The 24853-nt window shown below is 70.8% G+C and carries 25 protein-coding genes; 7 read left to right on the plus strand and 18 right to left on the minus strand.

Annotated elements, in window-relative coordinates; translation table 11 throughout:
* Nucleotides 1-91: 91 nt before the first annotated feature.
* The 14 genes from YU1_RS0104510 to YU1_RS0104575 all read right to left on the minus strand — a co-directional run bounded on the left by YU1_RS0104510 (nucleotide 92) and on the right by YU1_RS0104575 (nucleotide 14937).
* Nucleotides 92-1477 (minus strand): amidase, encoded by a 1386-nt coding sequence (locus YU1_RS0104510; RefSeq protein WP_029003043.1) that lies wholly within the window; start codon nucleotides 1475-1477, stop codon nucleotides 92-94.
* Nucleotides 1474-2574, minus strand: a complete 1101-nt coding sequence (gene atzD / locus YU1_RS0104515) for a cyanuric acid amidohydrolase (RefSeq protein WP_029003044.1) — start codon at nucleotides 2572-2574, stop codon at nucleotides 1474-1476. The genes YU1_RS0104510 and atzD (YU1_RS0104515) overlap by 4 nt, the downstream gene beginning before the upstream one ends.
* Nucleotides 2575-2630: 56 nt before the next feature.
* The gene (locus YU1_RS0104520) at nucleotides 2631-3554 is read right to left on the minus strand and encodes an ABC transporter permease (protein WP_029003045.1); all 924 of its coding nucleotides are present in this window, start codon (nucleotides 3552-3554) and stop codon (nucleotides 2631-2633) included.
* Between the two features lie 3 nt (nucleotides 3555-3557).
* The gene (locus tag YU1_RS0104525; RefSeq protein ID WP_084539659.1) at nucleotides 3558-4658 is read right to left on the minus strand and encodes an ABC transporter permease; all 1101 of its coding nucleotides are present in this window, start codon (nucleotides 4656-4658) and stop codon (nucleotides 3558-3560) included.
* A gap of 1 nt (nucleotide 4659) precedes the next feature.
* Nucleotides 4660-6171 carry an ABC transporter ATP-binding protein gene (locus YU1_RS27975; RefSeq protein ID WP_035713845.1) on the minus strand — a complete coding sequence of 504 codons (1512 nt, stop codon included), beginning with the start codon at nucleotides 6169-6171 and terminating at the stop codon, nucleotides 4660-4662.
* A gap of 66 nt (nucleotides 6172-6237) precedes the next feature.
* Nucleotides 6238-7278, minus strand: a complete 1041-nt coding sequence (locus YU1_RS31775) for a BMP family protein (protein WP_051356492.1) — start codon at nucleotides 7276-7278, stop codon at nucleotides 6238-6240.
* 194 nt (nucleotides 7279-7472) lie between these two features.
* Nucleotides 7473-8213, minus strand: coding sequence for an IclR family transcriptional regulator (locus YU1_RS27985; RefSeq protein WP_035713847.1), 741 nt, complete (start codon nucleotides 8211-8213; stop codon nucleotides 7473-7475).
* A 197-nt stretch (nucleotides 8214-8410) separates the two neighbouring features.
* Nucleotides 8411-9187, minus strand: a complete 777-nt coding sequence (locus tag YU1_RS0104545) for an ABC transporter permease (protein ID WP_029003047.1) — start codon at nucleotides 9185-9187, stop codon at nucleotides 8411-8413.
* Nucleotides 9184-10038 (minus strand): ABC transporter ATP-binding protein, encoded by an 855-nt coding sequence (locus YU1_RS0104550; RefSeq protein WP_084539661.1) that lies wholly within the window; start codon nucleotides 10036-10038, stop codon nucleotides 9184-9186. The genes YU1_RS0104545 and YU1_RS0104550 overlap by 4 nt, the downstream gene beginning before the upstream one ends.
* 34 nt (nucleotides 10039-10072) lie before the next feature.
* On the minus strand, nucleotides 10073-11044 hold the full coding sequence (locus YU1_RS0104555) for an ABC transporter substrate-binding protein (protein WP_029003049.1): 972 nt from the start codon (nucleotides 11042-11044) through the stop codon (nucleotides 10073-10075).
* Nucleotides 11041-11577, minus strand: coding sequence for a VOC family protein (locus YU1_RS27990; protein WP_051356493.1), 537 nt, complete (start codon nucleotides 11575-11577; stop codon nucleotides 11041-11043). The genes YU1_RS0104555 and YU1_RS27990 overlap by 4 nt, the downstream gene beginning before the upstream one ends.
* Nucleotides 11574-12794, minus strand: coding sequence for an FAD-dependent oxidoreductase (locus tag YU1_RS27995; RefSeq protein ID WP_051356494.1), 1221 nt, complete (start codon nucleotides 12792-12794; stop codon nucleotides 11574-11576). Before YU1_RS27995 ends, YU1_RS27990 begins: the two co-directional genes overlap by 4 nt.
* Nucleotides 12791-13924, minus strand: a complete 1134-nt coding sequence (gene atzD / locus YU1_RS0104570; RefSeq protein WP_029003050.1) for a cyanuric acid amidohydrolase — start codon at nucleotides 13922-13924, stop codon at nucleotides 12791-12793. Before atzD (YU1_RS0104570) ends, YU1_RS27995 begins: the two co-directional genes overlap by 4 nt.
* Before the next feature lie 113 nt (nucleotides 13925-14037).
* Nucleotides 14038-14937, minus strand: coding sequence for a LysR family transcriptional regulator (locus YU1_RS0104575; protein WP_029003051.1), 900 nt, complete (start codon nucleotides 14935-14937; stop codon nucleotides 14038-14040).
* A gap of 292 nt (nucleotides 14938-15229) precedes the next feature.
* On the opposite strand from YU1_RS0104575, the gene YU1_RS0104580 reads away from it, so the two are divergent.
* The 5 genes from YU1_RS0104580 (at nucleotide 15230) to YU1_RS33940 (ending at nucleotide 19437) form a co-directional block, all read left to right on the plus strand.
* Nucleotides 15230-16327: an ABC transporter ATP-binding protein gene (locus tag YU1_RS0104580; protein ID WP_029003052.1), complete on the plus strand. Its 1098-nt coding sequence runs from the start codon at nucleotides 15230-15232 to the stop codon at nucleotides 16325-16327.
* Between the two features lie 19 nt (nucleotides 16328-16346).
* Nucleotides 16347-17393 (plus strand): ABC transporter substrate-binding protein, encoded by a 1047-nt coding sequence (locus YU1_RS0104585; RefSeq protein WP_029003053.1) that lies wholly within the window; start codon nucleotides 16347-16349, stop codon nucleotides 17391-17393.
* Between the two features lie 110 nt (nucleotides 17394-17503).
* Complete coding sequence (locus YU1_RS0104590; protein ID WP_029003054.1) at nucleotides 17504-18367, plus strand: ABC transporter permease; 864 nt, start codon at nucleotides 17504-17506, stop codon at nucleotides 18365-18367.
* Between the two features lie 9 nt (nucleotides 18368-18376).
* On the plus strand, nucleotides 18377-19198 hold the full coding sequence (locus YU1_RS28000; protein ID WP_245263225.1) for an ABC transporter permease: 822 nt from the start codon (nucleotides 18377-18379) through the stop codon (nucleotides 19196-19198).
* Entirely contained in the window at nucleotides 19084-19437 is a 354-nt protein-coding gene (locus tag YU1_RS33940) for an ABC transporter permease (protein WP_245263228.1), read from the plus strand. The genes YU1_RS28000 and YU1_RS33940 overlap by 115 nt, the downstream gene beginning before the upstream one ends.
* 11 nt (nucleotides 19438-19448) lie before the next feature.
* On the opposite strand, the gene YU1_RS0104600 is transcribed toward YU1_RS33940, so the two are convergent.
* Nucleotides 19449-19826, minus strand: coding sequence for a hydroxyisourate hydrolase (locus tag YU1_RS0104600; RefSeq protein ID WP_029003055.1), 378 nt, complete (start codon nucleotides 19824-19826; stop codon nucleotides 19449-19451).
* 178 nt (nucleotides 19827-20004) lie between these two features.
* Here YU1_RS0104600 and YU1_RS0104605 point away from each other — a divergent pair, with 178 nt between their 5' ends.
* Together YU1_RS0104605 and YU1_RS28010 are read left to right on the plus strand one after the other, a co-directional pair.
* The gene (locus YU1_RS0104605; RefSeq protein ID WP_029003056.1) at nucleotides 20005-21402 is read left to right on the plus strand and encodes an amidase; all 1398 of its coding nucleotides are present in this window, start codon (nucleotides 20005-20007) and stop codon (nucleotides 21400-21402) included.
* Between the two features lie 32 nt (nucleotides 21403-21434).
* Nucleotides 21435-22178, plus strand: coding sequence for a GntR family transcriptional regulator (locus YU1_RS28010; protein ID WP_051356510.1), 744 nt, complete (start codon nucleotides 21435-21437; stop codon nucleotides 22176-22178).
* A gap of 12 nt (nucleotides 22179-22190) precedes the next feature.
* Here the strand turns inward: YU1_RS28010 and YU1_RS0104615 are convergent, their stop codons facing one another.
* Genes YU1_RS0104615 through YU1_RS0104625 form a run of 3 tightly spaced genes read right to left on the minus strand, consistent with a single transcriptional unit; the run spans nucleotide 22191 to nucleotide 24845 of the window.
* Nucleotides 22191-23456 carry an NAD(P)/FAD-dependent oxidoreductase gene (locus tag YU1_RS0104615; protein ID WP_035713854.1) on the minus strand — a complete coding sequence of 422 codons (1266 nt, stop codon included), beginning with the start codon at nucleotides 23454-23456 and terminating at the stop codon, nucleotides 22191-22193.
* 4 nt (nucleotides 23457-23460) lie between these two features.
* Nucleotides 23461-24192: an amino acid ABC transporter ATP-binding protein gene (locus tag YU1_RS0104620; RefSeq protein WP_029003058.1), complete on the minus strand. Its 732-nt coding sequence runs from the start codon at nucleotides 24190-24192 to the stop codon at nucleotides 23461-23463.
* Nucleotides 24189-24845: an amino acid ABC transporter permease gene (locus tag YU1_RS0104625; RefSeq protein ID WP_029003059.1), complete on the minus strand. Its 657-nt coding sequence runs from the start codon at nucleotides 24843-24845 to the stop codon at nucleotides 24189-24191. Before YU1_RS0104625 ends, YU1_RS0104620 begins: the two co-directional genes overlap by 4 nt.
* Between the last annotated feature and the right edge of the window lie 8 nt (nucleotides 24846-24853).

A 24853-nucleotide genomic window follows, 5' to 3' on the forward strand; every position in this document is an offset into this window, starting at 1 on the left:
GCCCTCCACCGGGAAACGCAACGGCGGTGTCCCTGCCTGTTCAATAAGCGGGAGGACTGCGCGGGATCTCCAGGCGAGGCACCGTCCCGGCCTATGAGGGCGGGACGTCCAGCTCCCCGGCGGCCTCGTATTGGGCCGCGGCGGCGAGCACCAGCGCGTCGGCGCGCGGGGCGCCCACCAGTTGCACGCCGATGGGCAGCCCCCGCGCCGAGGGCCGCGCCGGCAGGCTGACGGCGGGCAGGCCCAGCACATTGGCGAAGGGCGTGAACACCGCATGCCCGCGCGGTCCCACCGCCTGTCCCGCGATCCGCGCGGGATAGGGCTCCGTCGCCGGCCAGGGCAGGGCGGCGGCGGACGGCGTGAGGATCAGGTCGAAGGTCTCGAACAGTCCGGCGCTGTCCTGGCCCATGGCGGCGATGGCGTTCAGCGCGCCGAGATAATCGGTGGCGGGCCGCGCCGCGCCCTGCGCCGCCATCTCCAGCAGCGACGGCGAGATGGCGTGCTCGAAGCCCGGATGGCCCTGCATCAGCCAGGCGAGCGCGGTCTGGCTCACCACCGGCCAGATCTCCAGCATGGGCTCGGCCATGAGGAACGGGTCGGCGACCTCCACCCGGTGGCCGAGGGCGGCGAAGCGCCCGGCAGCCTCGGCGACGCTGGCGGCGATCTCCGGGTCCACCGGGGCGGCGGCGAAGGTGGGCGCGAACAGGATGGCGAGCGGGCGGTGGAGGACGGTGGGGGCGAAGTCGTCCGCGATCACCCGCAGCATGCGCACCACGTCGCTCACGTCGCGGGCGAGCGGGCCGGCCACCTCGAAGTCGTGCAGGATGGTGGGAAAGCCGTGCGCGCGCGGCACCAGCCCGCGCGAGGGCTTGAACCCCACCAGGCCGGTGTGGGAGGCGGGCCGGCGGATGGAGCCGCCGCCATCGGTGCCGAGCGCCAGCGGGCCGATGCCCGCCGCCACCGCCGCCACCGCGCCGCCGCTGGACCCGCCGGGGGTCAGCGCCACATCGTACGGGTTGCGCGTCGGCCCGAAGACGAGGTTGTCCGTATAGCCCTGGAGGGTGAATTCCGGCACGTTGGTCTTGCCGAACAGCACCGCCCCGCCCGCGCGCAGCCGGGCCACGGGTGTCTCGTCCCGCTCCGGCACGAACTCCCGGTAGAGCCGGCTGCCCCAGGTGGCCGGCAGGCCGGCCTGGAGGATGTTGTCCTTCACGCTCACCGGGATGCCGTCGAGCGGGGAGAGCGGCGTGCCGGCCCGCCAGCGGCGCGTGCTGGCCGCGGCGGCGGCAAGGGCGCCCTCCAGGTCGAGGGCGATGACCGCATTGAGGCGGGGGTTCACCGCGTCCAGGCGCTCCAGCACGGCGGCCAGGGCCTGCTCCGGCGTCGCCTCGCCGCGCGCGTAGAGCTGGGCGAGCTGGCCGGCGGTGCGGTTCCAGAGCGTTGCGGCGGGCGCGTCGGCGTGGGCGATGGCGCTCATGCGCGCACGATGGCGGCGATGGGCGCGGCGCCGGGGCCGCATTGATGCTCCGTGCCGCCGGAGACGAAGATCGCCGGGTCGAAGGTCACGGAGGCGATCACCGCCCCCACGGCGGCGCGGGCATGGCGCTCGTAATGGATGTCGGCGTCCGACAGCATGGTGGTGCGGCGCCCCCGGATGCGCCCGTCCGGCGGCGCCTCCGCCTTGGCGAAGACGGCGGCGATGCGGCTTGCCTGCTCTTCGGAGGGCGAGCCGTGGAAGGCCAGGCCCGCCGAGCGCAGCGCCTCCTTCACGCCGGCGGCGTCGATGGCGTCCTTCAGCACGCCGTGGCCGATGCGGTAGTCGCCCGTCGCAGTGGGCGAATTGCCGAACAGCAGCACTTCGCACTTGGTCAGTTCGCCGCCGGCCGAGGTGGAGGCGACGGCGGAGAAGACGCCCATGTCGCGGGCGATCATCTCCTGCGTGATGGCGCTGTCCTCCACCTCGCCGAGCCCCAGCGCCACGCCGAGCGCCATGGCCCCGCGCGCATAGGGCTTCGAGCCGTTGGGATCGCGCGTCACCAGGGGCGCGCCGCGCCGGTCCGCGTCGGCGATGGTGGCGGGCGTCAGCAGTGGGCCTTTCACCTGCACGTAATGCACGTCCGCCCCATCGGTGATCCCGGCCTCGGCGCGCGCGGCCTTCACCGCGGCGGCCACCTCCCGCACCATGGCGAGCGTGCCTACCTCCTCCGGCGCGATGTCGCGGGTGATGCCGATGCCGAGCGCCAGACGCGGCCCGTCCGCCGCCGGCCCGGCGTCCTCGGTCCGGGTGAAGATGGTGGCGTGGGGCGAGAGCACGCCCTCCGTGCCGCCCGACCAGACGAAGGCGACGCGAGCGCCCACCTCGTCCGGTGTCAGGCCCAGATGCCGCGCCAGGAGCAACTGGTAGGAGAGGGTGGCGAAGCCGCGGGTGAAGTCGTTGGCCCCGCCATTGCCCTCGGTCTTGCCGATGAGCGCGACGATGCGCGCGGGATCGACCTGCCCGCTGTCGATGAGGGCCGCGAGGCCGCTCACGTCGCCGGGGGAGGACATGGCCACTTTATGGACGCCGACTTTCATCCCGATACTCTCGTTACCTGAGGGGCTTTCGCCCTCCCGCCGGGAGGGCGCCTTGATCAATGGCGCACGAAGGGCACGCCGATGGCGCCCGGCATGCGGGCGGAGCGGCCGATGCCGGCCAGCAGCGCCAGGGCCACCAGATAGGGCACCATCTGCACGACGTAGGAACTCACCGGCAGGCCCCAGCCCTGGATGCGCGATTCCAGCGCGGCCACGGCGCCGAACAGCAGGCAGCCGGCCATGGCGCCGAACGGGTTCCAGCGGCCGACGATGATGGCCGCGAGCGCGATGAAGCCGCGCCCGTTGGTCATGCCGTCGGTGAAGGTGCCCACCTCCTGGAGGGAGAGTACGGCGCCGCCGAGCCCGGCGAAGGCCCCGCCGACGAGGATGGCGGCGACGCGCACCCGCTGCGGGTCGGTGCCCACCGCGAAGGCGGCCTCCGGATTCTCGCCCACGGCGCGCAGCATCAGGCCGGTGCGGGTCTTGGCCAGGAACAGCGCCACCGGAATGGTGAGCAGGAAGGCGGCATAGACCAGCAGCGGCTGGCGGAACAGCACCGGGCCCAGCAGCGGGATGTCGCTCAGCAGCGGCACCGGCCAGGCGGGCAGCGTGGGCAGGCGGATCACCGGCGTGCGCCCGCCGAACAGGCCGCGCAGCAGGAAGCTGGTGAGGCCGAGGCTGAGGATGTTGACTGCGAGGCCCGTCACCATCTGATCGGCGCGGAAGCGCGTGGTGGCGAGCGCGACCACCAGCGCCAGCGCCATGCCGGCGAGGAGGCTGACCGCCAGCCCCGCCGCCGTGCTGCCGGTGGCGAAGACGGCCAGCGCGCCGCCGAAGGCGCCCGCCAGCATCATGCCCTCGATGCCCACGGCGAACGTGCCCGCGCGCTCCGACAGCAGGCCGCCGAGGGCGGCGAACATCAGCGGCGCGGCGATGCGCAGGGTGGCGGAGAGAAGCTCGGTGAGGGTGGCGAGATCCATGCCTCAGACCCTCCGGTTGCGGGCATTGAGGCCGACCGCGCAGAGCACGAACACCATCATCAGCCCCTCGATCACATAGACCAGGGAGGAGGGCACGCCCACCTCGCGCTGCATGGCGAGCGCGCCGGCCTCCAGGAAGCCGAGGAACAGGCCGGCGGGCAGCACGGCCAGCGGGTTGAGGCCGGCGATGAGCGCCACCGCCACCGCATTGAAGCCGAAGCCGTGCGAGAAGCCCTCGATGAGGCGGTTGTGCACGCCGCTCACCTCGATGCCGCCGGCCAGTCCCGCCAGCGCTCCGGCGAGCGCCATCACGGCGAAGGTCGCCCGCGCGGTGGAGACGCCCACATAGGCGGCGGCGGGCCGGCTGGCGCCCATGACGCGCAGGCGGAAGCCGAAGGTGGTGCGCCAGAGCAGCACATGGCCGAGCACCGCCGCCGCCACGGCGAACAGGATGCCGATGTGCAAATCGGTGCCGGGGATCAGCTTGGGCAGCCAACCGGCGCGCGGGAACAGGGGCGATTGCGGGAAGCCCGCCCCGTCCTCGCCCAGGGGCGCGCGCAGCACCTCGCTCACCAGCAGCACGCCGACGAAATTGAGCAGCAGCGTGCAGAGCACCTCGTGCACGTTGCGCTTGATGAACACCCAGGCGGCGAGGATGGCCCAGACCGCGCCGCCCGCCGCCCCGGCGAGCATGGCGAGCGCCAGCATCAGGACGGGCGGCGAGCCGGCAGGCGCCAGCAGGATCACCGCGCTCGCCGCGATGCCGCCCACCGCGATCTGGCCCTCGCCGCCGATATTGATGACCTTGGCGCGGAAGCACAGCGCCACGCCGACGCCGGCGAGGATGTAGGGCGTGCTCTTGTTGAGCGCGAAGGCGACCCGGTCCAGCGAGCCGAAGGCGCCGCGCAGCAGCGCGCCATAGGCGGTCACCGGGCTCTTGCCCGCCAGCAGGATCAGCCCGGCGGTGACCAGCAGCGCCAGCGCGATGGCGCCGGCGGTCATCGCCAGCGTCCGCATGCCTCCGCTCGCCGCCAGCGCGCGCAGCCGGGCCAGTGGCGGCGGGAGAGGCGAGGGGCTGGTCATCAGCGGGCCGCGATCCAGCATGTCAGGCGGCCCGCGCGCCGGGATCGATGCCGGCCATCAGCAGGCCGATCTCGGTCACGTCCACCGCCGCGCGGGGCTTGGGCTCGGACAGGCGGCCGCCGTGCATCACCGCGATCCGGTCGCCCAGCATCAGCACCTCGTCGAGCGCGGCGGAGAGATAGAGCACCGCGCCGCCCGCCGCGCGCAGGGCGAGGATCTGCTCGATGACGAAGCGCGTGGCGCCGGGGTCGAGCCCCCAGGTCGGCTGGAAGGCGACGAGAACCTTCGGCCCGCGGCCGATCTCGCGGGCCAGCACGATTTTCTGCTGGTTGCCGCCGGAGAGGGTGCGGGCCGGGCTCTGCGGCCCGGCCGCGCGGATGTCGAAGCGGCCCATGCGTTCCAGCGCCCGCGCCCGGAAGCCGGCCTTGCGCAGGACGCCGCCTTGGCTGAAGGGCGGCTGGTCGAACTCGCGCAACGCCAGATTGTCGGCCACCGTCATGGCGGGCACCAACGAGGTGGTGGCCCGGTCGACGGGAATGTAGGCGAGCCCCGCCGCGAGGCGCTCCTTCACCGCCGCGTGGGTGATGTCGATGCCGCCGAGGTCGATGCCGCCGCCGGTGGCCGGCAGCAGGCCGGCGAGCACTTCGGCCAGATCCGTCTGGCCGTTGCCGTCCACGCCCGCCACCGCCAGGATCTCGCCGGCGCGCAGGGAGAAGGAGACGTCGTCCAGCCGCGCGAGGCCGGCCGCGTCGTGGCGGGACAGAGCGGAGACGCGCAGGACCGTGGCGCCGGGTGTGATGTCGGCGCGCGCCACGGTGGCGGTCACGTCGCGGCCCACCATCATGTGCGCCAGCGAGGCCTTGGTGGCGCCCCTGGTGGGGCCGCGGCCGGTGACGGCGCCGTCGCGCAGCACCACCACCTCGTCGCAGATCTCCAGCACCTCATCGAGCTTGTGGGAGATGAAGATGATGGAATGCCCCTTGGCCTTGAGGCGTCGCATCACGTCCAGCAGGCCTGCCACTTCCGGCGGCGAGAGGTTGGACGTGGGCTCGTCGAGGATGAGCAGTTCGGCGCCCGCCAGGATCGCCTTCATGATCTCCACCCGCTGGCGCTGGCCGTGCGGCAGGTCGGCGACCCGCGCGTCAGGGTCGATGTCGAGGCCGAAGGCGGCGCTGGTGCTGCGGATCTCCCGCGCGATGTCCTTCGGCCGCAGCCACCAGCCGGCGCGATCCCAGGCGAGCATGATGTTCTCGGTGACGCTCATGGCGTCCACCAGGGTGAAATGCTGGTGGATCATGCCGAGCCCGGCGGCGATGGCGGCGCGCGGGCCATGGTGGCGCAGCGCGCGGCCCTTGAAGGTGATGGTGCCGGCATCGGCCGCGACGATGCCGAACAGCACCTTCATCAGCGTGCTCTTGCCCGAGCCGTTCTCGCCCAGCAGGCCGACGATGGCACCGTCGGCCACGGCGAGGTCGATGCCGCGATTGGCCTTGACCGCGCCGTAGCTCTTCTCGATGCCGCGCATGTCCAGCATGTGTGCGCCTCGGGTGCCGCCCTCAAGGGATGCCCCATCCCGGACCGGCCGGGAGGGGGCGATGGGTCAGATGCCGCCGCGGGCATCCTCCTTGGTCACGCTGATCTTCAGCTCACCGGAGGCGAACTTCTTCTTCAATCCGTCCAGCTCGTCCACCACGGCCTTCGGCACCACCTTGTTGTAGGCCTGCCCCTCGCCATAGCTCAGCTCGGCGCCGGTGGAGCCGGGCGTGTTGAAGCCGTAGAGGATGTACTTGCCGCCCATGTCCGTGGTCTTGCTGGCCTCGGCGGCGGCGGTGTACATGTCCGCCCACTTCTCCACGATGTTGGTCAGCACGTTGTCGGGCGCGATCTCGGTGTGGCCGTAGGAACGCCCGTTGGCGTAGACGTTCTTTTCCTTGGCGGCCTGGATGATGCCGGACTGGGCGGCGTTCAACTTGCCGCTGATGAAGTCCGCGCCGCCGGCGATGAGCGAGAGCGTCGCCTCCTTGGCTTCGGCCGCGTCCTCCATGCTCTTGATGTAGATGACCTTCACCTCGATGTCCGGCCGCACCGACTTGGCGCCGAGGCGGAAGGCGCCCACCTGCGCGGTGACGTTGGGAATGCCTTCCAGGCTGTTCACCGAGCCGATCTTGCCGGTCTTGCTCATGCGCGCGGCGAGCACGCCCATGAGATAGCCGAACTGGGTGTTGTCATAGTCGATGGAGGTGACGTTGGGCGCGGCGCCCTTGGAGCCGGAGCCCACCAGGAACAGGGTCTTGGGGAAGTCCGGCCCCACCCGCTCGGCGGCGGAGACGAAGCGGCCGGTGTGGCCGATGACCACATTGTTGCCCTGGCGGGCATAGTCGCGCAGCGCGTCCACCATGTCGGCGGCGCCCACATTCTCGGAATAGGAGATCTGCCAGCCGAGCGACTTCAGCTTCTCGGCGCCGAGATAGCCCTGGGCGTTCCAGCTCTGGTCGTTGATGGAGCCGGGGAACAGGAAGGCCGCCTTCTGGGCGAGCGCGGCGCCGGTCAGCGTCAGGGTGGCCACCGCGGCGGCGCAGAGGGTCGCGGCGATCCGGGCGCGCGGGGTGCGCGCGCGTTCCGGCCGGAGGGCGTCGAACATGAGGGTGCTCCCAAATGGCGTGCGCCGCCGCTGCGCCGGGCTGCCCGGCTGTGGTCGCGCACGATGATGACGCGGTCCGCCTTGCAAGATGCGATGCCAGCCGCCGGTCGCTTCGCCGGTCATTCCATCTGGTGGGATGGGGCGGGGGAAATGCCTGGAAATCGCATGCCGGCGATCATCCGCGCGGGGCGCGCTCAGAGCCGGGCGCCGGACCAGGCGCGGGTCAGCTCCTGCGCGGCGGCGGCGACCATGCGTCCGCGCTCGGCGATCTGCCCAATTTCCAGGCGCTCAATGGGGGCGGCGAGGGATAAAGCGGCAACGGGCCGGTGATAGGCATCGAACACCGGCGCGGCCACGCAGCGCAGGCCGGGCGTGTTCTCCTCGTCATCCACCGCGAAGCCGGTGCGGCGGGCTTCTTCCAGCGCGCCCATCACCTCGGTTTCCGAGCGGATGGTCTTGGCGGTCACGGCCACCAGCCGGCCGGCCGCCAGGCTGTCGCGCACCTCCGGCAGCGGCAGGACGGAGAGCAGGGCTTTGCCGATGCTGGAGCAATGCGCCGGAAGCGGGGTGCCGGTGGGCACGAAGGCGCGCCGGGCGCGGGCGTCGAAGCGCTGGAGGAAGACGACGTTGCCGTCCTCCAGCATGCCGAGGTTGGCGGTCTCGCCCAGGCTGTCGCCGAGGCGCTGGAGGATGGGGCGGGCGCAGGCCACCATGTCGCGCGAGCCGGCATAGCCGGCGCCGACGGTGAGCGCCGTGCGGCCCACGAACCAGCGGCCGCTGGCGCGCTCGAAACGCACGAAGCCGCGGTCCTGCAAGGTGGTCAGCAGGCGATGGGCGGTGGAGGCGGCAAGCTCCGCCTGCTCGGCCAGTTGGGGCAGCGCGATGCCCTGCGGCGCATCGCTGACCAGCTCCAGCAGCCCCAGCGCCCGGTCCACGGCGCGGACCAGGCCTTCGGCCTGGCCTCGGCACGGCCGGCGGGAGGAGGGGAACGGTCGCTCTGGCTGCGGCCCATGGGTGCGTCGCTGTCCTCTTCTTCGGCCGGCCTTGCGGCTGGCTCACGATGCGCCTTTGCGGCAGGGGGATGAAGGCCAAAAAACAGGCATGCCCATCCGTGCGCCGTCTCCGTTCGGGTCTACTTCCCGCCCCAGTGGACGAACCGCCGCTCCGCCAGGATGAACAGGAGGTTGAGCGCATAGCCCAGCGCGCCGGCGGCAAAGATGGCGGCGTACATCTGCGGCATGTCGAAGATCATCTGCGCATTCATGATCCGTTGGCCGAGGCCGTCGGTGGAGCCGATGAACATCTCCGCCACGATGACGATGACGAGGGCGATGGAGACGCCCGTGCGCATGCCGACGAAGGTCTGCGGCAGGGATTCCCAGATGGTCACGTCCGCCAGCACGCGCAGCGGCGAGGCGCCCATCACCTTGGCTGCGAGCTGGCGCTGCTTGCGGGCGTTCATCACCCCATAGGCGACGTTGAACAGGATGGCGAGCGCCGCGCCAAAGGCGGCCACCGCGATCTTGGTGCGCTCGCCGACGCCGAACATGACCAGGAACAGCGGGAACATGGCCGAGGCCGGCGTCGAGCGGAAGAAATCGATGGTGAACTCGATGGAGCGGTAGATCTTCTCCGACGAGCCCAGCACGATGCCGATCGGCACCGCCAGCACCATGGCGATGGCGAAGGAGGCGGCGGTGCGGATGATGGTGACGCGAAAATCCACCCACAGATTGCCCGTCGTCAGGCCGCTCCAGAAGGCCGACCAGGCCTCCAGCGGCGAGGGCAGGAGCACCGGGTCCACCAGGCGGGTGGCGTGGGCGAAGGACCACAGCCCGATCAGCAGGGCGACGCCGATGAGCGGCTGGAGCGCGCGGCCGAGGCGGCGGCGACCGGAGACAGGGCTCATTTGCGGACCTCGCGCAGGAAGATCTCCAGGCTTTCGCTCTTCACCCGGATGAAGTCCTCGGTCAGGGTGGTGTCGGCGGTGCGCGGCCGGGGCGCGTCATAGGCGATGCGCGCGGCGACGCGCGTGGGCTTCTTGGTGAGCAGCAGCACCTCGTCCGCCAGTTCCACCGCCTCGTCCAGATCGTGGGAGACCAGCAGCGTGGTGACCTTGCGCTCAACTAGCACCTTCTGCAGCCGGTCGCGCAGGAACAGCGTCATCTCATAGTCGAGCGCCGAGAACGGCTCGTCGAGAAACAGCACCTCCGGCTCCACCACCAGCGCGCGCATGATGGAGACGAGCTGCTGCTGGCCGCCGGAGAGCTGGTAGGGGTAGCGGGCAAGGTCGATCTTCACGTCGAAGCTCGCCAGCAGCGCATCGACGCGGGCATCCGCCTCGGCCCTGGAGAGCTTCAGGAATTTCAGCGGGTAGCGGATGTTGTCGATGGCCTTCAGCCAGGGGAACACCGCCTCGCGATAATTCTGGAACACGTAGCCGATGCGGGTCTCGCGCACGTCCTTGCCGTCGAACAGGATCTCGCCCGCGTCATAAGGCAGGATGCCGGAGATCATGTTGATGAGCGTGCTCTTGCCGCAGCCGTTGGGGCCGAAGACGGAGACGATCTTGCCCTTCGGGATGTCGAGATCGAAGCCGTCGTAGAGCGTCGAGCCCTCGAACCTCTTGGTGAGGCCGCGCACGGTGATGTGCGTGCCCTTGGGAAACGCTCGGAAGCGGTCCTTCTCCGCTTCCGCCGTCACGGTGCCGGGCGCGTCCGGGGCGGTCGCGCCGCCCGGCAGAAGCTTCAGTCGTGCCATGTGTCCTCCCGCTTCCGCGCCGGCCCCCGCGGGGTCAGAGCGGGTCCACCATGGCCTTGGCGTCCACCTTGGCGCTGACGACGCCGAGCTCGACGCCGATGTCGAGGAACTTCTGGAAGTCGGCCATCTGCTCGGGCGTCAGGTCCTTGACCATCACATAGCGGGCGAGCGGCACGGTGGGGGCAAGGTCCGGCGGCACGTTCATGTCCTTGGCCAGCAGGTCGCGCGCGCTCCTGTCCTCGTTGGCCGCCTTCACCGCCTTGGCCCAGGCGGCGGCATAGCGCTTCGCCACGTCGGGGCGGTCCTTCAGCAGCGTGCCGGAGAGGGCGCCGCCGGCGGCGAAGGCCAGCGCCTTCGGGTTGCCGAGCAGGTAGGTGGCGATGACGCCCGCCTCCAGCCGCTTGCCGACGCCCTGGGCGATCATGGTGCTCGCCACCGGCTCCAGCGTATAGCCGCCGTCGAACGTGCCGGCCTTGAGGGCGCCGAGCTGCACGCCCATCTGCTGCTCCTGGATGGTGAAGTCCTTGCCTTCCTCCAGCCCCGCCGCCTTCAGCACGGCGCGGGCGGCGCCGATATTGGCCGGGCCGGGGGCGGAGAACAGCTTGGCGCCTTTCAGGTCCTTCAGCGTCTTGGCCGGGCTGCCCTCCTTCACCACGAACTGCTCGGTGATGTATTCGGCATTCTGCCCGCCGAGCGAGATGTAGCGCAGCGTGCCGGGGCGGCGGGCATTGATGTTCGCGCCTTCCAGCGTCACCAGATTGGTGGCGGCGTCGATGGCGCCCGTCACCATGGACTGCACGATGAGCGGATGGGTGGCGAGCGGCACCGTCTCCACCTCGATGCCGGCCTCCTTGAAGAAGCCGCGCTGGATGCCGACGAAATAGGGCAGCGCGGAGGAGGAGGGGAACACGCCGACCTTCACCACGTCGGCCGCCTGGGCGGGAGCCGCCAGCGCGAGCCCGAGCAGGGCGGCGCAGCCGACAGACAGAATGGTCCGGCGCATCATGAGGCGGCTCCTTCCAGGGCGGGCGCGGCCAGGGCGGGATAGGTGGCGGGGTCGAAGAAGCTCTGGCCCGCCTTGTAGATGCGGGCATCCGAGACGTCGGGAAGCTCGGCCCCCTCGATGCTGGATTCGAAGGTCAGCTCCAGTTGCACGCCGGAGGGGTCGTAGACGAACAGCTGCCACATGCTGGTGCCGGGGATGATGAACTCGCGCCAGTCCAGGCCCGCCGCCCTGAAGCGGGCGATATAGTCGCGATAGCCCGAGCACGACAGCGAGATATGGTCGATGGCGCCGGTGCCGTAGGGCGCGATGCCGGAGGGGCCGAGCGCCGGCCCGCCGGCATAGATGTGGATGATGCCGAGGCCGCCGGGCTGCGGGCAGCCGAGCCATGCGCCGGGATAGCCGAAGTTGGGGCGAAAGATCTCCTTCAGCCCGATGATGTCGCGCCAGAAGACGCGGGTGGCGTCCAGGTCGGCGGTCTTGATGGCCACGTGGAACAGGCCGTGGACGCCCGCGCCGGGCAGGGGGCGGCTCATCGCGCGGCCTCCGCGCGGATCGCGCCCATGGCGGGCGGCACGGGCACGGCCGCGTAAAGGGTCCTCAGACGGTCGAGAAAAGCCGGCTCCAGCTTCTTTATCGTGCCGGCCACCGGGTCTGCGCCTGCCATCATCGTGTCGCTCGCTTCCAGGGAAAAATCCATGGCGAACCGGACCCGCGGGGTCCGGATCGCCGAGATGGTGTCGAGGCAGGCGCGCACGTCGCGCGCGCCCGCCGCCCAGGCGCCGGCGATGACGTCGGCCGCGAAGGTCGCGTCCTCCACCGCCATGGTGGCGCCTTGGCCGAGGGTGGGGACCATGCCGTGGGCGCTGTCGCCGAGATAGAGCACGGGCGCGGCGGGATCGGCGTACAGCACGCCGTGCTCCTGCATCCGCGCCCAATGCACCTGGTCGAAATGGGTGGTGATCTGCCGGACCAGCCATGCCGCCGCGGGGCTCGGTTCGCCGGAGGCCGGCAGGTAGGCCGCGCGCAAGGCCTCCACCGTCTTCGCCGCGTCGGGGATCGGCCGGTCGGGATCGATGGGGAAGGTGCCGGCCATGTAGACATAGCCCGGCGGCACCCGGAAGGTGAGCAGGCGATTAGGGCCGTTGAACAACTGGGCATAGTCGTCGATCAGGCCGGCGCTGGTGTCCGGCACCAGCAGGCGGAAGATGGCAATGCCCACCTGCTTCAGCTCCGGCGCGCCGGACATCTCCGCGCGCACCTGCGAATAGCGCCCGTCGGCGGCGATCAGCAGGTCGAGATCCTCCAGCCGATGCGTCGCGCCGCCCTGGAGGTAGGTCACGCCGACCTTGCCGGGCGCGGTGCGCCGCGCGCCGGTGATGGCGCAGCCGTAGCGCACGACATCGCCCGCCGCCTCGCGCATCACCCGGTAGAGTTCCGCCCAGCGGATGCGCCATCCCTCATGGGCGGCGACGTCGGCGAGCGGCAGGTGGAACAGTTCCCGCCCGCCGGTGAGGGAGATGCGCCAGGTCTTCCAGGCGAAAGCGGCCTCGGTGATGGCGGCGGCCAGCTCCGGGTCGTGCGCGGTCAGCGCCTTGACGGCATTGGGGCCGATGTTGAGCCCGGTGCCCGCCTCCGACTGGTCGTCCGGCGCGACCCGCTCCAGGCAGGTGACGTCGAGGCCCGGCACGCGGGCGAGCGAACGGGCCATGATGCAGCCGGCGACGCCGGCTCCGACGATGCCGACCTTCACGCCGCTTCTCCCTGCGCCCGGACGGGTCCGGCGGCGGCGATGGCGGCGATGAGCCCGCCGCCGTCCGGCCCCTGGTGCTCCGCGCCGCCCGACACGAAGATGCGGCCGTCGCCGGCGATGGCGGCCACCAGGCCGCCCACGGCGCCGCGAATGTGCCGCTGGGCGTTGATGTCCGTATCGTCGAGCATGGTATGGCGATGGGCGCGGATGCGCCCGCGCCGGTCCGGCTCGCATTTGACGAACACCGCCCGCACGCGCGCACCGTCCTCCGGCCCGAGCTGCGGGGCGGCGCTCAGGCCGAGATCACTGAACACCTGGGTCACCGCGCCCACGTCCAGCGCGTCCGCCATGGGGCGATGGGCGATGCGCAGGCTACCCGTCCAGGTGGGGCTGTTGCCGAACAGGACCACCTCCACCGCATCCACCTCCACGCCGGAGGACACGCTGGCGCGGGTGGAAAAGAGCTGGAAGGCGGCAAGCAAGCCCTCCTGCGAGGCGTCGCCCGGCGTTGCCTCGCCGAGGGCCAAAGCGACGCCGAAGGCGCCGGCGGCGCGCGCATAGGCCATGGAGCGGTTTGGGTCGGCGGTCACCACCGTGTGCCCGGCCGCGCGCGCGGCCTCGGCCCGTGCGGAAGTGATGCAGGGGCATTTGATCTGCACGAAGTGGACGTCCATGGGGTCGGCGATGGCGGCGTCCGCCATGGCGGCGCGGACCGTCTCTGCCACGGTCCCGATCTGACTGCGGGTGCCGATGTCCTGCGGCGGCACGCGGGCGCTCACGGCCCGGCCGATCGCGAGGGCCGGCCAGGCCGGATCGGGCGGCGTGTCGTCCGCCGCGCGGGTGAACACCACATAGTGCGGGCTCAGCACCCCTTCCGTGCCGCCGGACAGGATGCAGGGGATACGCCGCGCCAGTTCCTCCGGCGGCGTGTCCAGATGGCGGCCCAGCAGGGCCATGAGGGTCTGGGTGAAGTAGCCGCGGGTGAAGTCGTTGACCCCGCCGTTGCCTTCGGTCTTGCCGATGACCGCCACCACGTCCGGGGCCTTGACCTCGCCGGCCGTCAGCAGCGCCTCAAGCGCGGAAAGGTCTCCCGGATGGGCCATGGAGAGCCGGTGAACGCCCGCCCGCATCGTCGCGCTACCCCTGGTGCATCGCCTCGCTATGCTCACTATGAAAGTTTGCAGTGAGCGCGCCTAGCATCAGTTTGCACTCGGAGTGAGATCAAAAAGGTCTCAGGCCTGCCTCAAAGCGTGGCGAGGGAGAGTTTCAGGCTCTCCAGGAAGCTGAGCGCGGCGATGGGCAGGCCACGGCCGGCGCGCACGCCGAGCACCAGCCGGGACTTGGGCAGCAAGGGATCGACGAGGGGCACGGCGATCATCTCGCCGCGCTCCATCTCGCGCCGGGCGCCGGTCTCGAACTGGAAGCAGATCGCCCCGGTGGCCTGGCAATAGATCTTCTGCGCCTGCACGGTGGAGGCCTCCAGCATCACCTGGAAGGACAGGCGGGTCTTGGCCAGCGCGGCGTCCAGCATGCGCCGGCTGCCGAAGGTCTCGGTGCCGACCGCCACCGGATAGGGCTGGCAATCGGACAGGCGCAGGGACTTGCGCCGGGCGAGCGGATGGTCCGGCCGCATCAGGGCGCACAGGGCCTGGGGGACCGCGGCGAGTTCGGACAGGGCGGTGCCGGCCGGCGGATCGTGGGCCAGCACGAGGTCCACGTCATCCGCCAGCAGCGCGGCCAGCAGCGGCTGGGTGGCGCCCACCACCATCTGGAACTGCACGCCGGGATGGCGCTCCTGATAGCGTGCGATGGTGGCCGGCACGAGATCGTTGGCGACGGATTCCGCGCAGGCGATCTTCACCGTGCCGCGCACCAGCCCGCGCAACTGCTCGATCTGCGAGGCGGCGGCCGCGAGGTCCGACAGGCTGCGGCGGATGGCGACGATGAGCACCTCGCCCGCCGCCGTCAGCCGCACGCCGCGCGGCAGGCGCTCGAACAATGGCGTGCCCGCCGCCTCCTCCGCCTCCAGGATCCGCCGGTTGAGCGCGGTGGAGGCGATGCCGAGGGTCTCCGCCGCCTTGCGGATGGAGCCCGCGCGGGCGACGGCGTCGAGATAGAGGAAAAGGCGGGGCGGCGGCAGCATGCGACAGCTTTACCCAAGCCGCGCCCGCCGGCAAAGGCCGCTCCGCCGTCTCCAGGCCAGGGCGGCCGGGGCGGCTGCACGTACAAGGGCCGCTTTTCCTTCCGCTGCGGCATCTTTTGTTGATCTGACGCTTTTCACGCCACCTGCCCCGCGCTCTGCCCACCAGGAAGGCGAATGGGCCCTGGAGAGACGGGCAATACCAGTTCAATATACTGCTAATCATATCATAATCCGTAATTGGCATGCCATTTGCTGTTGTCGAAGCACGCACAGGGGATGCCGGACGGCGCACATGCAGAAGCGTGACACGGGGGAAGGCGGACGTTCGCTGGTGGTGGATGCGGTCACGCATCGCTACGGCGCGAGCGTCGCGGTGGAGAATATCAACCTCGACATCCGTTCCGGTGAACTGGTGGCACTGCTGGGGCCGTCGGGCTGCGGGAAGACGACGCTGCTGCGCATCATCGCCGGCTTCGTCCGCCAGACCGAGGGCCGCATCATCCTGTCCGACGAGGTGGTCGATGACCTCGGCCCGAAGCGGCGGCGCATCGGCATCGTGTTCCAGAATTACGCCCTGTTCCCGCACATGAGCGTGGCGGAGAACGTGGCCTACGGCCCGGCGGCGCTGGGCATGGGCAAGGCCGAGCGCGAGGCCGAGGTGCGGCGGCTGCTGGAGCTGGTCAAGCTCGGCCATCTGGCCGACCGCCTGCCGCGCCAGCTCTCCGGCGGCCAGCAGCAGCGCGTTGCGCTCGCCCGCGCGCTCGCCATCAAGCCGCGCATCCTGCTGCTGGACGAGCCGTTCGCCGCGCTCGACAAGAATTTGCGGCTCGACATGCAGATCGAGATCAAGCGCCTCCAGCGCCTGTCCGGCATCACCACGGTGATGGTGACCCACGACCAGGAGGAGGCCCTCTCCATGGCCGACCGCGTCGCCGTGCTGAGCCAGGGCCGCCTGGAGCAGTTCGCCTCGCCCACCGAGATCTACGACCGGCCGCAGAGCCTGTTCGTCAACACCTTCGTCGGCTCGGCCAACCAGCTCAACGGCATCGTCGTTTCGGCGGATGCCGGGCGGGCCACGGTGCGCCTCGACGCCGGCGCCGAAGTGGTGGCGCGCACGCCGGCCGGCACGCTCGCCGCCGGCCAGCGCTGCCTCGTGTGCCTGCGCCCCGAGCATCTGGAGCTCGGCGACGGCGCGGACGGCTTTGCCGCCGTGGTCGAGATGGGCCTGCCGCTCGGGCCGACCGTGGTGCACGAGGTGCGCGGCGCCGACGGCGCCGGCATCAAGGTGTCCGAGCCCCGCCGCGCCGGCGTGGCGCTGCGCGAAACCGGGGCGCCGGTCCGCGTGCGCCCCGCCGCGCCCGATCTTGCCACCGCCTATTCCGCTTCCTGAGCCCTCCGAGGAGACACGCATGGACTTCAGTCGTCGCCAGTTGATGCAGACCGCGCTCACGCTCGGCGCCATGCAGGCCTTCCCCGGCCTGTCCTATGCCCAGGCGCGCCCGCTGGTGTTCGCCACCTTCACCGGCAGTTGGGAGGAGGCGCACAAGGCGGTCCTCGTTCCGGCCTTCCGGAAGATGACGGACAATGCGCAGATCGTGCTCGATCCCATGCTCTCGGTGGACCAGATCGCCAAGGTCACCGCCGCGCGAGCCAATCCGCCCATCGACGTGATGCTGCACGATCCCGGCCCGGCGCTGATCGCCATCGCCGATGGGCTGGTGGAGCCCTATCCGGTGGCCAAGAGCGCCTATTACAAGGACCTGATCTCCGAGGCGCAGGTGGACACCGGCCCGGCGCCCTTCTTCCAGGTGGTGGGCCTCACCTACAATCCCGAAGTCATCAAGACCCCGCCCACGTCCTGGGCCGACCTGTGGAAGCCGGAATACAAGGGCCGGGTCGGCATCACCAACCTCAACTCGACGCTCGGCACCGGCTTCATGGTGGAGATCGCCAAGATGCATGGCGGCTCGGAGGCCAATATCGATCCGGCCTTCGCCGCCATCGACAAGCTGAAGCCCAATCTGGCGGCGGTGGCGGCCAATCCGGGCGCGCTGGCGACGCTGTTCCAGCAGGGCCAGATCGACATCTCGCCCGGCAATTTCAACGCCATCCAGATCCTGAAAGCCAAGGGCGTGCCGGTGGAGTTCGTGGCGCCGAAGGAAGGCGCCATCGCCTTCAAGACCACCATGCACATCGTCAAGAACTCGCCCAACCAGGAACTGGCCTTCAAGCTCATCGAGGCGGCGCTGTCACCTGAGGTGCAGGCCACGCTGATGGCCAGCCCCTATCTGATCGTGCCCACCAACGGCAAGGTGCCGATGACCGGCGAGATCGCCAAGGTGCTGGCCAAGGACACGGACGAGCTGAAGAAGAAGTTCGTGTTCCAGGACTGGAAGGCGATCAACGCCCAGCGCTCCGCCTGGATCGAGCGGTTCAACCGCGAGATCAGGATCTGACGTCCCATGCGCCTGCCGGTGCCGCATGGCTCCGGCAGGCGCGAGCCTGTTCCATGCCCGGCGGACACCGCCGGGCCTCCTCCGCCTTCCTCGTTCCGGGGCCGATCGCCATGGCGACCACCGCCACGCCCAAAGCGCCGACCGCCTACGACCTCAAGCTGGCGCTGCCGCTCGGGGCGTTCCTGGCGGTGTTCTTCGTGGCGCCGCTCGCCGTGCTGTTCCTGCTGAGCCTCCAGTCGGACCCCAAGGGCACGTCCTACGGCCTCAGCCAATACGGCAACTTCCTGGGCGATGCCTTCAGCCTCGGCGTGCTGGGCTCGACGCTGCTGCTGGGGGTGAAGGTCACGGCCCTGTCCTTCCTGCTCGGCTATCCCGTCGCCTTTGCCTACACCCGCGTCGGCGCGCGGCTGAAAAGCCTGATCATCCTCATCGTGCTGCTGCCGCTGCTGACCTCGGTGGTGGTGCGCACCTTCGCCTGGATCGTCATCCTGGGGCGCCAGGGCATCATCAATTCCGCGCTGCTCTCCATGGGCCTCATCTCGACGCCGCTGAAGCTGCTCTATACGGAGAGTGGCCTCGTGGTGGCGCTGGCGCAGGTGCAGATGCCGCTCATGGTATTGCCGCTCATCACCGCCATCGGCCGCATCGACCCGAACCTGACGGACGCCTCCGCCGCCCTCGGCTCCGGCGCGTGGCGGACCTTCTTCAAGGTGACGCTGCCTTTGTCGCTGCCCGGCATCATCGCCGGCTCCCTGCTCACCTATGCGGCGGCGATCACCGCCTTCATCACCCAGAGCCTCGTCGGCGGCGGGCAGATGCTGTTCATGCCCATGTATCTCTACCAGCAGGCCTCGACCCTGCAGAACTGGCCGTTCGCGGCGGCCATCTCCATCATCTTCCTGGTGGCGGTGCTGGCCGTCGTCACCCTCTTCAACCTGCTGGGCCGCCTGTCGCGCGGCGTCGCGAGCGCGTGAGGCGGAACGATGCGCCGGGACTGGGACAGCTTCTCCTTCCACCTCGCCATCGGCATCGTCGCGGTGCTGGCGCTGGTCCTGCTGGTGGCGCCCACCGCCATCGTCATCATCGTCTCCTTCACCAGCGGCTTCTCGCTGCGCTTCCCGCCGCCGGGCTATTCGCTGCGCTGGTATGGGGAGCTGTGGGACGCCTGGCAGCTGCATTTCGCCGCCATGAACAGCCTGAAGGTCGCCGCCGCCGCCACCGGCCTGTCCATCCTGCTGGGCACGGCGGCGGGGCTCGGCATCGCCCGCTCGCAGCGCGCCTCGGCGAAGATGCTGGACAGCCTGTTCATGTCGCCGCTGGTGCTGCCCGCGCTGGCCTTCGGGCTCTCCGCGCTGATGTTCTTCTCGGCGCTGGGCATGCCGGTCTCGCCGCTCACCCTCATCATCGGCCATACGGTGGTGTGCGTGCCCTATGTGGTGCGCAACACGGTGGCGGCGCTGTCGCAGCTCGACCCGACGCTGCTCGAATGCTCCGCAAGCCTCGGGGCGGACAAGGTCTACACCTTCCGCCGCATCACCCTGCCGCTGATCCGGCCGGGCATCCTGGCGGGCGGGTTCATCGCCTTCATGTCGTCCTTCGACAATGTGCCGGTGTCGCTGTTCCTGCGCGATGCCGCCACCGACATGCTGCCCATCCGCTCATCGGCCATACGGTGGTGTGCGTGCCCTATGTGGTGCGCAACACGGTGGCGGCGCTGTCGCAGCTCGACCCGACGCTGCTCGAATGCTCCGCAAGCCTCGGGGCGGACAAGGTCTACACCTTCCGCCGCATCACCCTGCCGCTGATCCGGCCGGGCATCCTGGCGGGCGGGTTCATCGCCTTCATGTCGTCCTTCGACAATGTGCCGGTGTCGCTGTTCCTGCGCGATGCCGCCACCGACATGCTGCCCATCCGCATGTGGCAGGACCTGGAGGGCAAGCTCGACGTGACCATCGCCGCGCTCTCCGGCGTGCTCATCGTCTTCACCATCGCGCTCATCATGGTGATGGAGCGCCTCACCGGCCTGTCGCGGAGGCTGGCGTGAGAGGGCGGGGGTCAGATGCCCCGGAACAGCTGGATGCCCCAGGGCGTGAACTTGAACGGCAGGTGGTAATGCTCCTCCACCGCGCTCACCACGAAACGGAACGGCACCTCGTCCAGGAAGGATGTCTCGCGCGCGCCATAGCCATTGGACCGCAGCCAGGAGCCAAGCGCGAACACCACCTCATAGGTGCCCGCCGCAATCCCCGTGCCGGCGGCGATGGGATGATCGAACAGGCCGTTCGGCCCAAGCGCGCCCGCCGCGATCCTGCGCCGCTCCGGTGCCAGCGCGAAGACCTCCAGCTTGAGGCCGGCGGCGGCGATGCCCTTGGCGATGTCCACGCCGTGGATGGAGATGCCGCCCGCCTGTGCCGAGCCGTGCCTTTGTGTCATGCCGTGCCCCTGTTCCGGTTGGTGTCCCAATCCGGTTGTGGCCGATGGTAGCGCCGAATGCCAGCCCGGCCGTGGCCCGGGGGAAGGGCGCGCCGCCCTGCTGCCCGCGCTGGCGGTTTCGCGGTGCCGGGGGTACTCACTGCCCCAGAGCGGTTCTGTCGCCGACGGGAGACAAGGCATGAGCGCGGGCACGAACGCGGACATGGACACGGCCGAGGCCACCGCCGCCGCCGTCCGCGCGGGACGGGTGAGCGCGCTGGCGGTGGCTGAGGCGGCCATCGCCCGCATCGCGGCCAGGCCGGATCTGGTGGCGGTGGTGGATTTCGACCCCGAGGAAGGGCGCGCCGCCGCGCGCGAGGTGGACCGGCGCCTCGCTATGGGCGCGGACCTGCCGCTCGCCGGCATCCCCGCCGTCATCAAGGACACCCTCTGGGTGGCCGGGCGCCGTGTCACCCAAGGCTCCCGTTTGTTCGCGGATTTCGTCCCGCCGGCCGATGCCATTGCGGTGGAGCGCCTGAAGCGGGCCGGCGCGGTCATCGTCGGCATGGCCAACACGTCCGAATTCGCCTGCAAGGGCGTGACCACCAATCGCGTCTATGGCACCACGCGCCATCCCATGGATGCCGCGCTGACACCGGGCGGGTCCTCGGGCGGGCCGTCCGTGGCGGTGGCGGCGGGGCTCGTGCCGCTGGCGCTCGGCACCGACGCGGGCGGGTCGAGCCGCCGCCCGCCCGCCCATGTGGGCGTCGTGGGGTTCAAGCCGTCCTATGGCGCCATCCCGCGCGGGCCGGGGTTCCCGAGCCCGTTCGCCGGCCTTTCCTGCCCGGCGCCCATCGCCGCCACCGTGGCCGATGCGGCGCTGATGTTCTCCGTGCTGCGCGGGCCCGATGGGCGCGATCCCGACGCGCTGACCCCGGCACTGGCGGACCTGCGCGCGCCGGACACGCTGCGCGTCGCCTATTCCCCCACCTTCGGTCTCGACGCGCCCGTCGATGCCGAGGTGGCGGAGGGCGTCGCCCATGCGGTCACCGCGCTCGCCCGCTATGGCGCGCGCGTGACGCGCCGCGACCCCGTCTGGCCGGAGGGCGCCGACGAGGCGGCCCTGATGCCGCTCCAGCACGCGGGCCTCGCGGCCATCCATGGCGCGGCGTTCCGGCGCGATCCGACCGTCTTCGATCCCGACATCGCGGCGCAGATCGAGCGCGGGCTGGCGCTCGACGGCGCGGCGGTGGCGCGCGCGATCCTGCTGAGCCAGGAGATCATGCGCGCGCTGGGGCGCTTCTTCACCGACATCGACCTGCTGATCGGGCCGACCGTGCCCTGCGTGGCGTGGCCCTGGAGCCGGCTCGGACCGGAAACGATCGGCGGGGTGGAGGTTTCGCCCCGTGCCCATGCGGTGTTCACGCCGCTGTTCAACCACGCCAAGGTCCCCGCCATCTCCATTCCCGCCGGACGGGGACGGGCGGGGCTGCCCTTCGGCCTCCAGATCGTCGGCCCGCGCGGCCATGACGACCGGGTGCTCGGCTTCGCGGCGATGACGGAAGCGGTCCTGGCGGAGGAGGGGCTGTGGGCCTGAGCGGCGCCGCCCGGGAGACGCCATCCGGGGACATGCCAACCGGGGACGCCGCGCCCCGGCGCGCGGCCCGGCGCGCCGGGGCGCCCTCGCTGGCGGACCAGGTGGTGGCGCGGCTGCGCGAGATGATCGTGTTCCTGGAACTGGCGCCCGGCGCGGTGCTGAGCGAGCCGTGGCTGGTGGAACGGCTCGGCGCCTCGCGGACGCCGGTGCGCGAGGCGCTCAAGCTGCTCGCCTCCGAGGGGCTGGTGCTGCTCCGGCGCAACCGCGCCGCCATCGTCTCCCCGCTCGACGGCGAGGCCCTGGTCCATCTGTTCGAGGTGGAAGCCGAGCTTGAAGGTTTCGCCGCCGGGCTCGCGGCGGTGCGCATGACGGGAGCCGAGATCGAGCGGCTGGCGAAGCTCCAGGCGGAGATGGAGGAGCGCCACGCCCAGGGTGATCGCGTGGGCTATATCCGCCTCAACCAGAAGATCCATTTCCAGATCGTGGCGGGGGCGGCCAATCCCGCGCTGGCCGAGACCCATGCCCGCCTCATCAGCCGTCTGCAACGGGCGCGCAATGTGGGCCTGTCCGCGCTCGGCCGGGTGGAGGAATCCATCGCCGAGCATCGCCGCATCCTGGAGGCGCTGCGGGCGCGGGATGCGCAGACCGTCCGCGCGCTGTTCGCCCGCCACGTGGAGCGCACCGGCCGGCTCGTCGCCGCCCATTGCGCCGCGCCCAAGCCGAAGGGCGGGCGGCGCGCCCCATCGCGCAAGAGCGCGCCGGACCCCCAGCCCTGAACCGTCTGGGCGTCAGTGTTCGAGCGCGTCCCGCAGACGGTAGTAATGGATGGCGGCGGTGGCGTAGAGCGGGTGCAGATCGTGCACCGGCATGGGCGCGATCCGGGTGACGGCGAGCGGCAGCGGCGCGGCGGGATGGAGCAGATGGGCGCCGATGGCGGTGCCGAGGGCGCTCGCCATGGCGACGCCGCGCCCGTTGTAGCCGAGCGCGATGGTGAGGTTGGGGAAGGGCCGGTGCAGGTGGGGCAGGTGGTCCCGCGTCATCGCCACCCGGCCGGACCAGTGGAAGTCGATGGGCAGATCGCGCACCTGCGGGAAGAAACCGTGCAGCGCCTTGAGGATGCGGTGATAGTCCGGCAGGCCGGTGGGCTCGCCGAAGGAGCCGCGCCCGCCCATCATCAGCCGGTTGCCGGGGCCGATGCGGAAGTAATTGCCGATGCGCCGGGTGTCGGAGACCGCCGGGCGGCCGGGCAGGATGCGGGCGAGCAGGTCGGCGGGCAGGGGGGCGGTCGCCACCTGGAAGCTGCTGGCGGGAATGACGGTGGCCTTCAGCCCCGGCCACAGGCCGTCCGTATAGCCGTTGGTGGCGAGGATGGCCTGCTCGGCGCTCACTACGGCCCCGGTCTGCGTGGTGGCGGTCCAGCGGCTGCCGTCGCGCGCCAGCTTCACCACCCGGCTGCCGCCATGGATGCGGGCGCCGGCGGCGAGCGCGACGCGGGCGAGGCCGCGGGCGTAATCGAGCGGGTGCAGGATGCCCGCGCGGCGGTCGATCCAGCCGCCGGCGAAGCCCTGGCCGCCGGTCTCCCGCGCCATGGCGGCGGCGTCGAACAGTTCCACCGCCGCGCCGCGCTTCGCCCAGGCCGCCATGCGGCGCTCGATCACCGGCAGATGCGAGGTCTTCACGCTGGCCTGGATCCAGCCGCTGCGGCGCGGTTCGCAGGCGATGGCGTGCTTTTCGATCAGGGCGAAGGCGGTGTCCGCCGCCTTGCCGACGAAGTCCGTCGTCGCCTCGCCGAACATGGCGTCGAGCGTGTCGGGGTCGTACTTCAGGCCGGGGATCACCTGCCCGCCGTTGCGGCCACTGGCGCCGAAGCCGGGAGCGCCGGCATCGAGCACGATTACCGAGGCGCCGCCCTCCGCTAGCCGCAGGGCGGCGGTGAGGCCGGTGAAGCCGGCGCCGACCACCAGCACGTCGGCGCGATGCGTGCCGGCGATGGCCGGCGTCTGCGGCGCGGGGGCGGCCGTGGCGGCCCAGATGGAGGCAGGTTCCTGTGGCATGGGTCTAGACCGGATGGGTGACGCGGCGCAGGAAATCCTGCGTCCGCTCGTGCTTGGGATGGCGCAGCACCTCCTTGGCGGGGCCGCGCTCGACGATGGTCCCGCCGTCGAGGAACAGCACGCTGTCGGCCACCTCGCGGGCGAAATGAATCTCGTGGGTGACCACCAGCATGGTCATGTGCTCCTCGGCGAGCGAGCGCATCACCTGGAGCACCTCGCCCACCATCTCCGGATCGAGCGCCGAGGTGGGCTCGTCGAACAGGATGGCCTCGGGGCGCATGGCGAGCGCGCGGGCGATGGCCACCCGCTGCTGCTGGCCGCCGGAGAGCGAGTTGGGATAGGCGTCGATCTTGGCGGCGAGCCCGACGCGGGTGAGCAGCGCCTCGGCCCGCGCCCGCACCTCGGCGCGCCTTTCGCCCAGCACGAACAGCGGGCCCTCCATCACATTCTCCAGCGCCGTGCGGTTGGGGAACAGGTTGAAGCGCTGGAACACCATGGAGACGCGGGTGCGGATGTCGTGGATGCTGCGCCCGGCGGCGTCCACCACCGTGTCGCCCACCGTGATCCGCCCCTTCTGGTAGGTCTCCAGCCCGTTCACGCAGCGCAGCAGCGTGGACTTGCCCGAGCCCGACGGGCCGATCAGGCAGACCACCTCGCCCTTGCCGATCTCCGCGTCGATGCCCTTGAGCACCTCGTGCTGCCCGAAGGATTTGTGGACGTTCTCGAAGCGGATCATCGCGCCTTCCCCAGCTTGAGTTCGAGCTGGCGCATCAGTAGGTTGAGCGGAATGGTGAGGCACAGGTAGAGCAGCGCCACGAGCGTGAAGATGGTGGTGTTGTTGAAGGTGGAGGAGGCCAGCATCTTGCCCTGCATGGTCAGTTCGGCCACCGAGATGACCGAAACCTGCGAGGAATCCTTCAGCAGCATGACCAGGTTGTTGGCATAGGGCGGCAGGACGATCCTGAACGCCTGCGGCAGGATCACTCGCCGCATCATGAGCGGGCGCTTCATGCCGATGGATTTCGCCGCCTCGATCTGGCCGCGGTCCACCGCCTCGATGCCGGCGCGGAAGGTCTCGCCGATATAGCAGGAATAGGTGAGGGCGAGGCCGATGACGCCGGCCTGGAAGGCGGTGAGGTCGAGCCCGATCTCGGGCATGACGAAGTAGATGTAGAACAGGATCACCAGGATCGGGATGCCGCGTACCAGTTCCACGAAGATGCGCGTGGGGGTGGCGAGCGCCGGAACCCCGGAGGTGCGCAGCAGCGCCCAGGTGAGGCCGGGCACGGTGGAGAGGCACAGGGCCAGCACCGTCACGGCGATGGTCAGCCACAGCCCCTTCAGCAGGATGGGCAGGTATTCGGAGGATTGGGCGATAAAGCTGGCCATGGTGGGTC

Origin of the sequence: Azorhizobium doebereinerae UFLA1-100 (assembly GCF_000473085.1) — a bacterium.
Taxonomy (GTDB): domain Bacteria; phylum Pseudomonadota; class Alphaproteobacteria; order Rhizobiales; family Xanthobacteraceae; genus Azorhizobium; species Azorhizobium doebereinerae.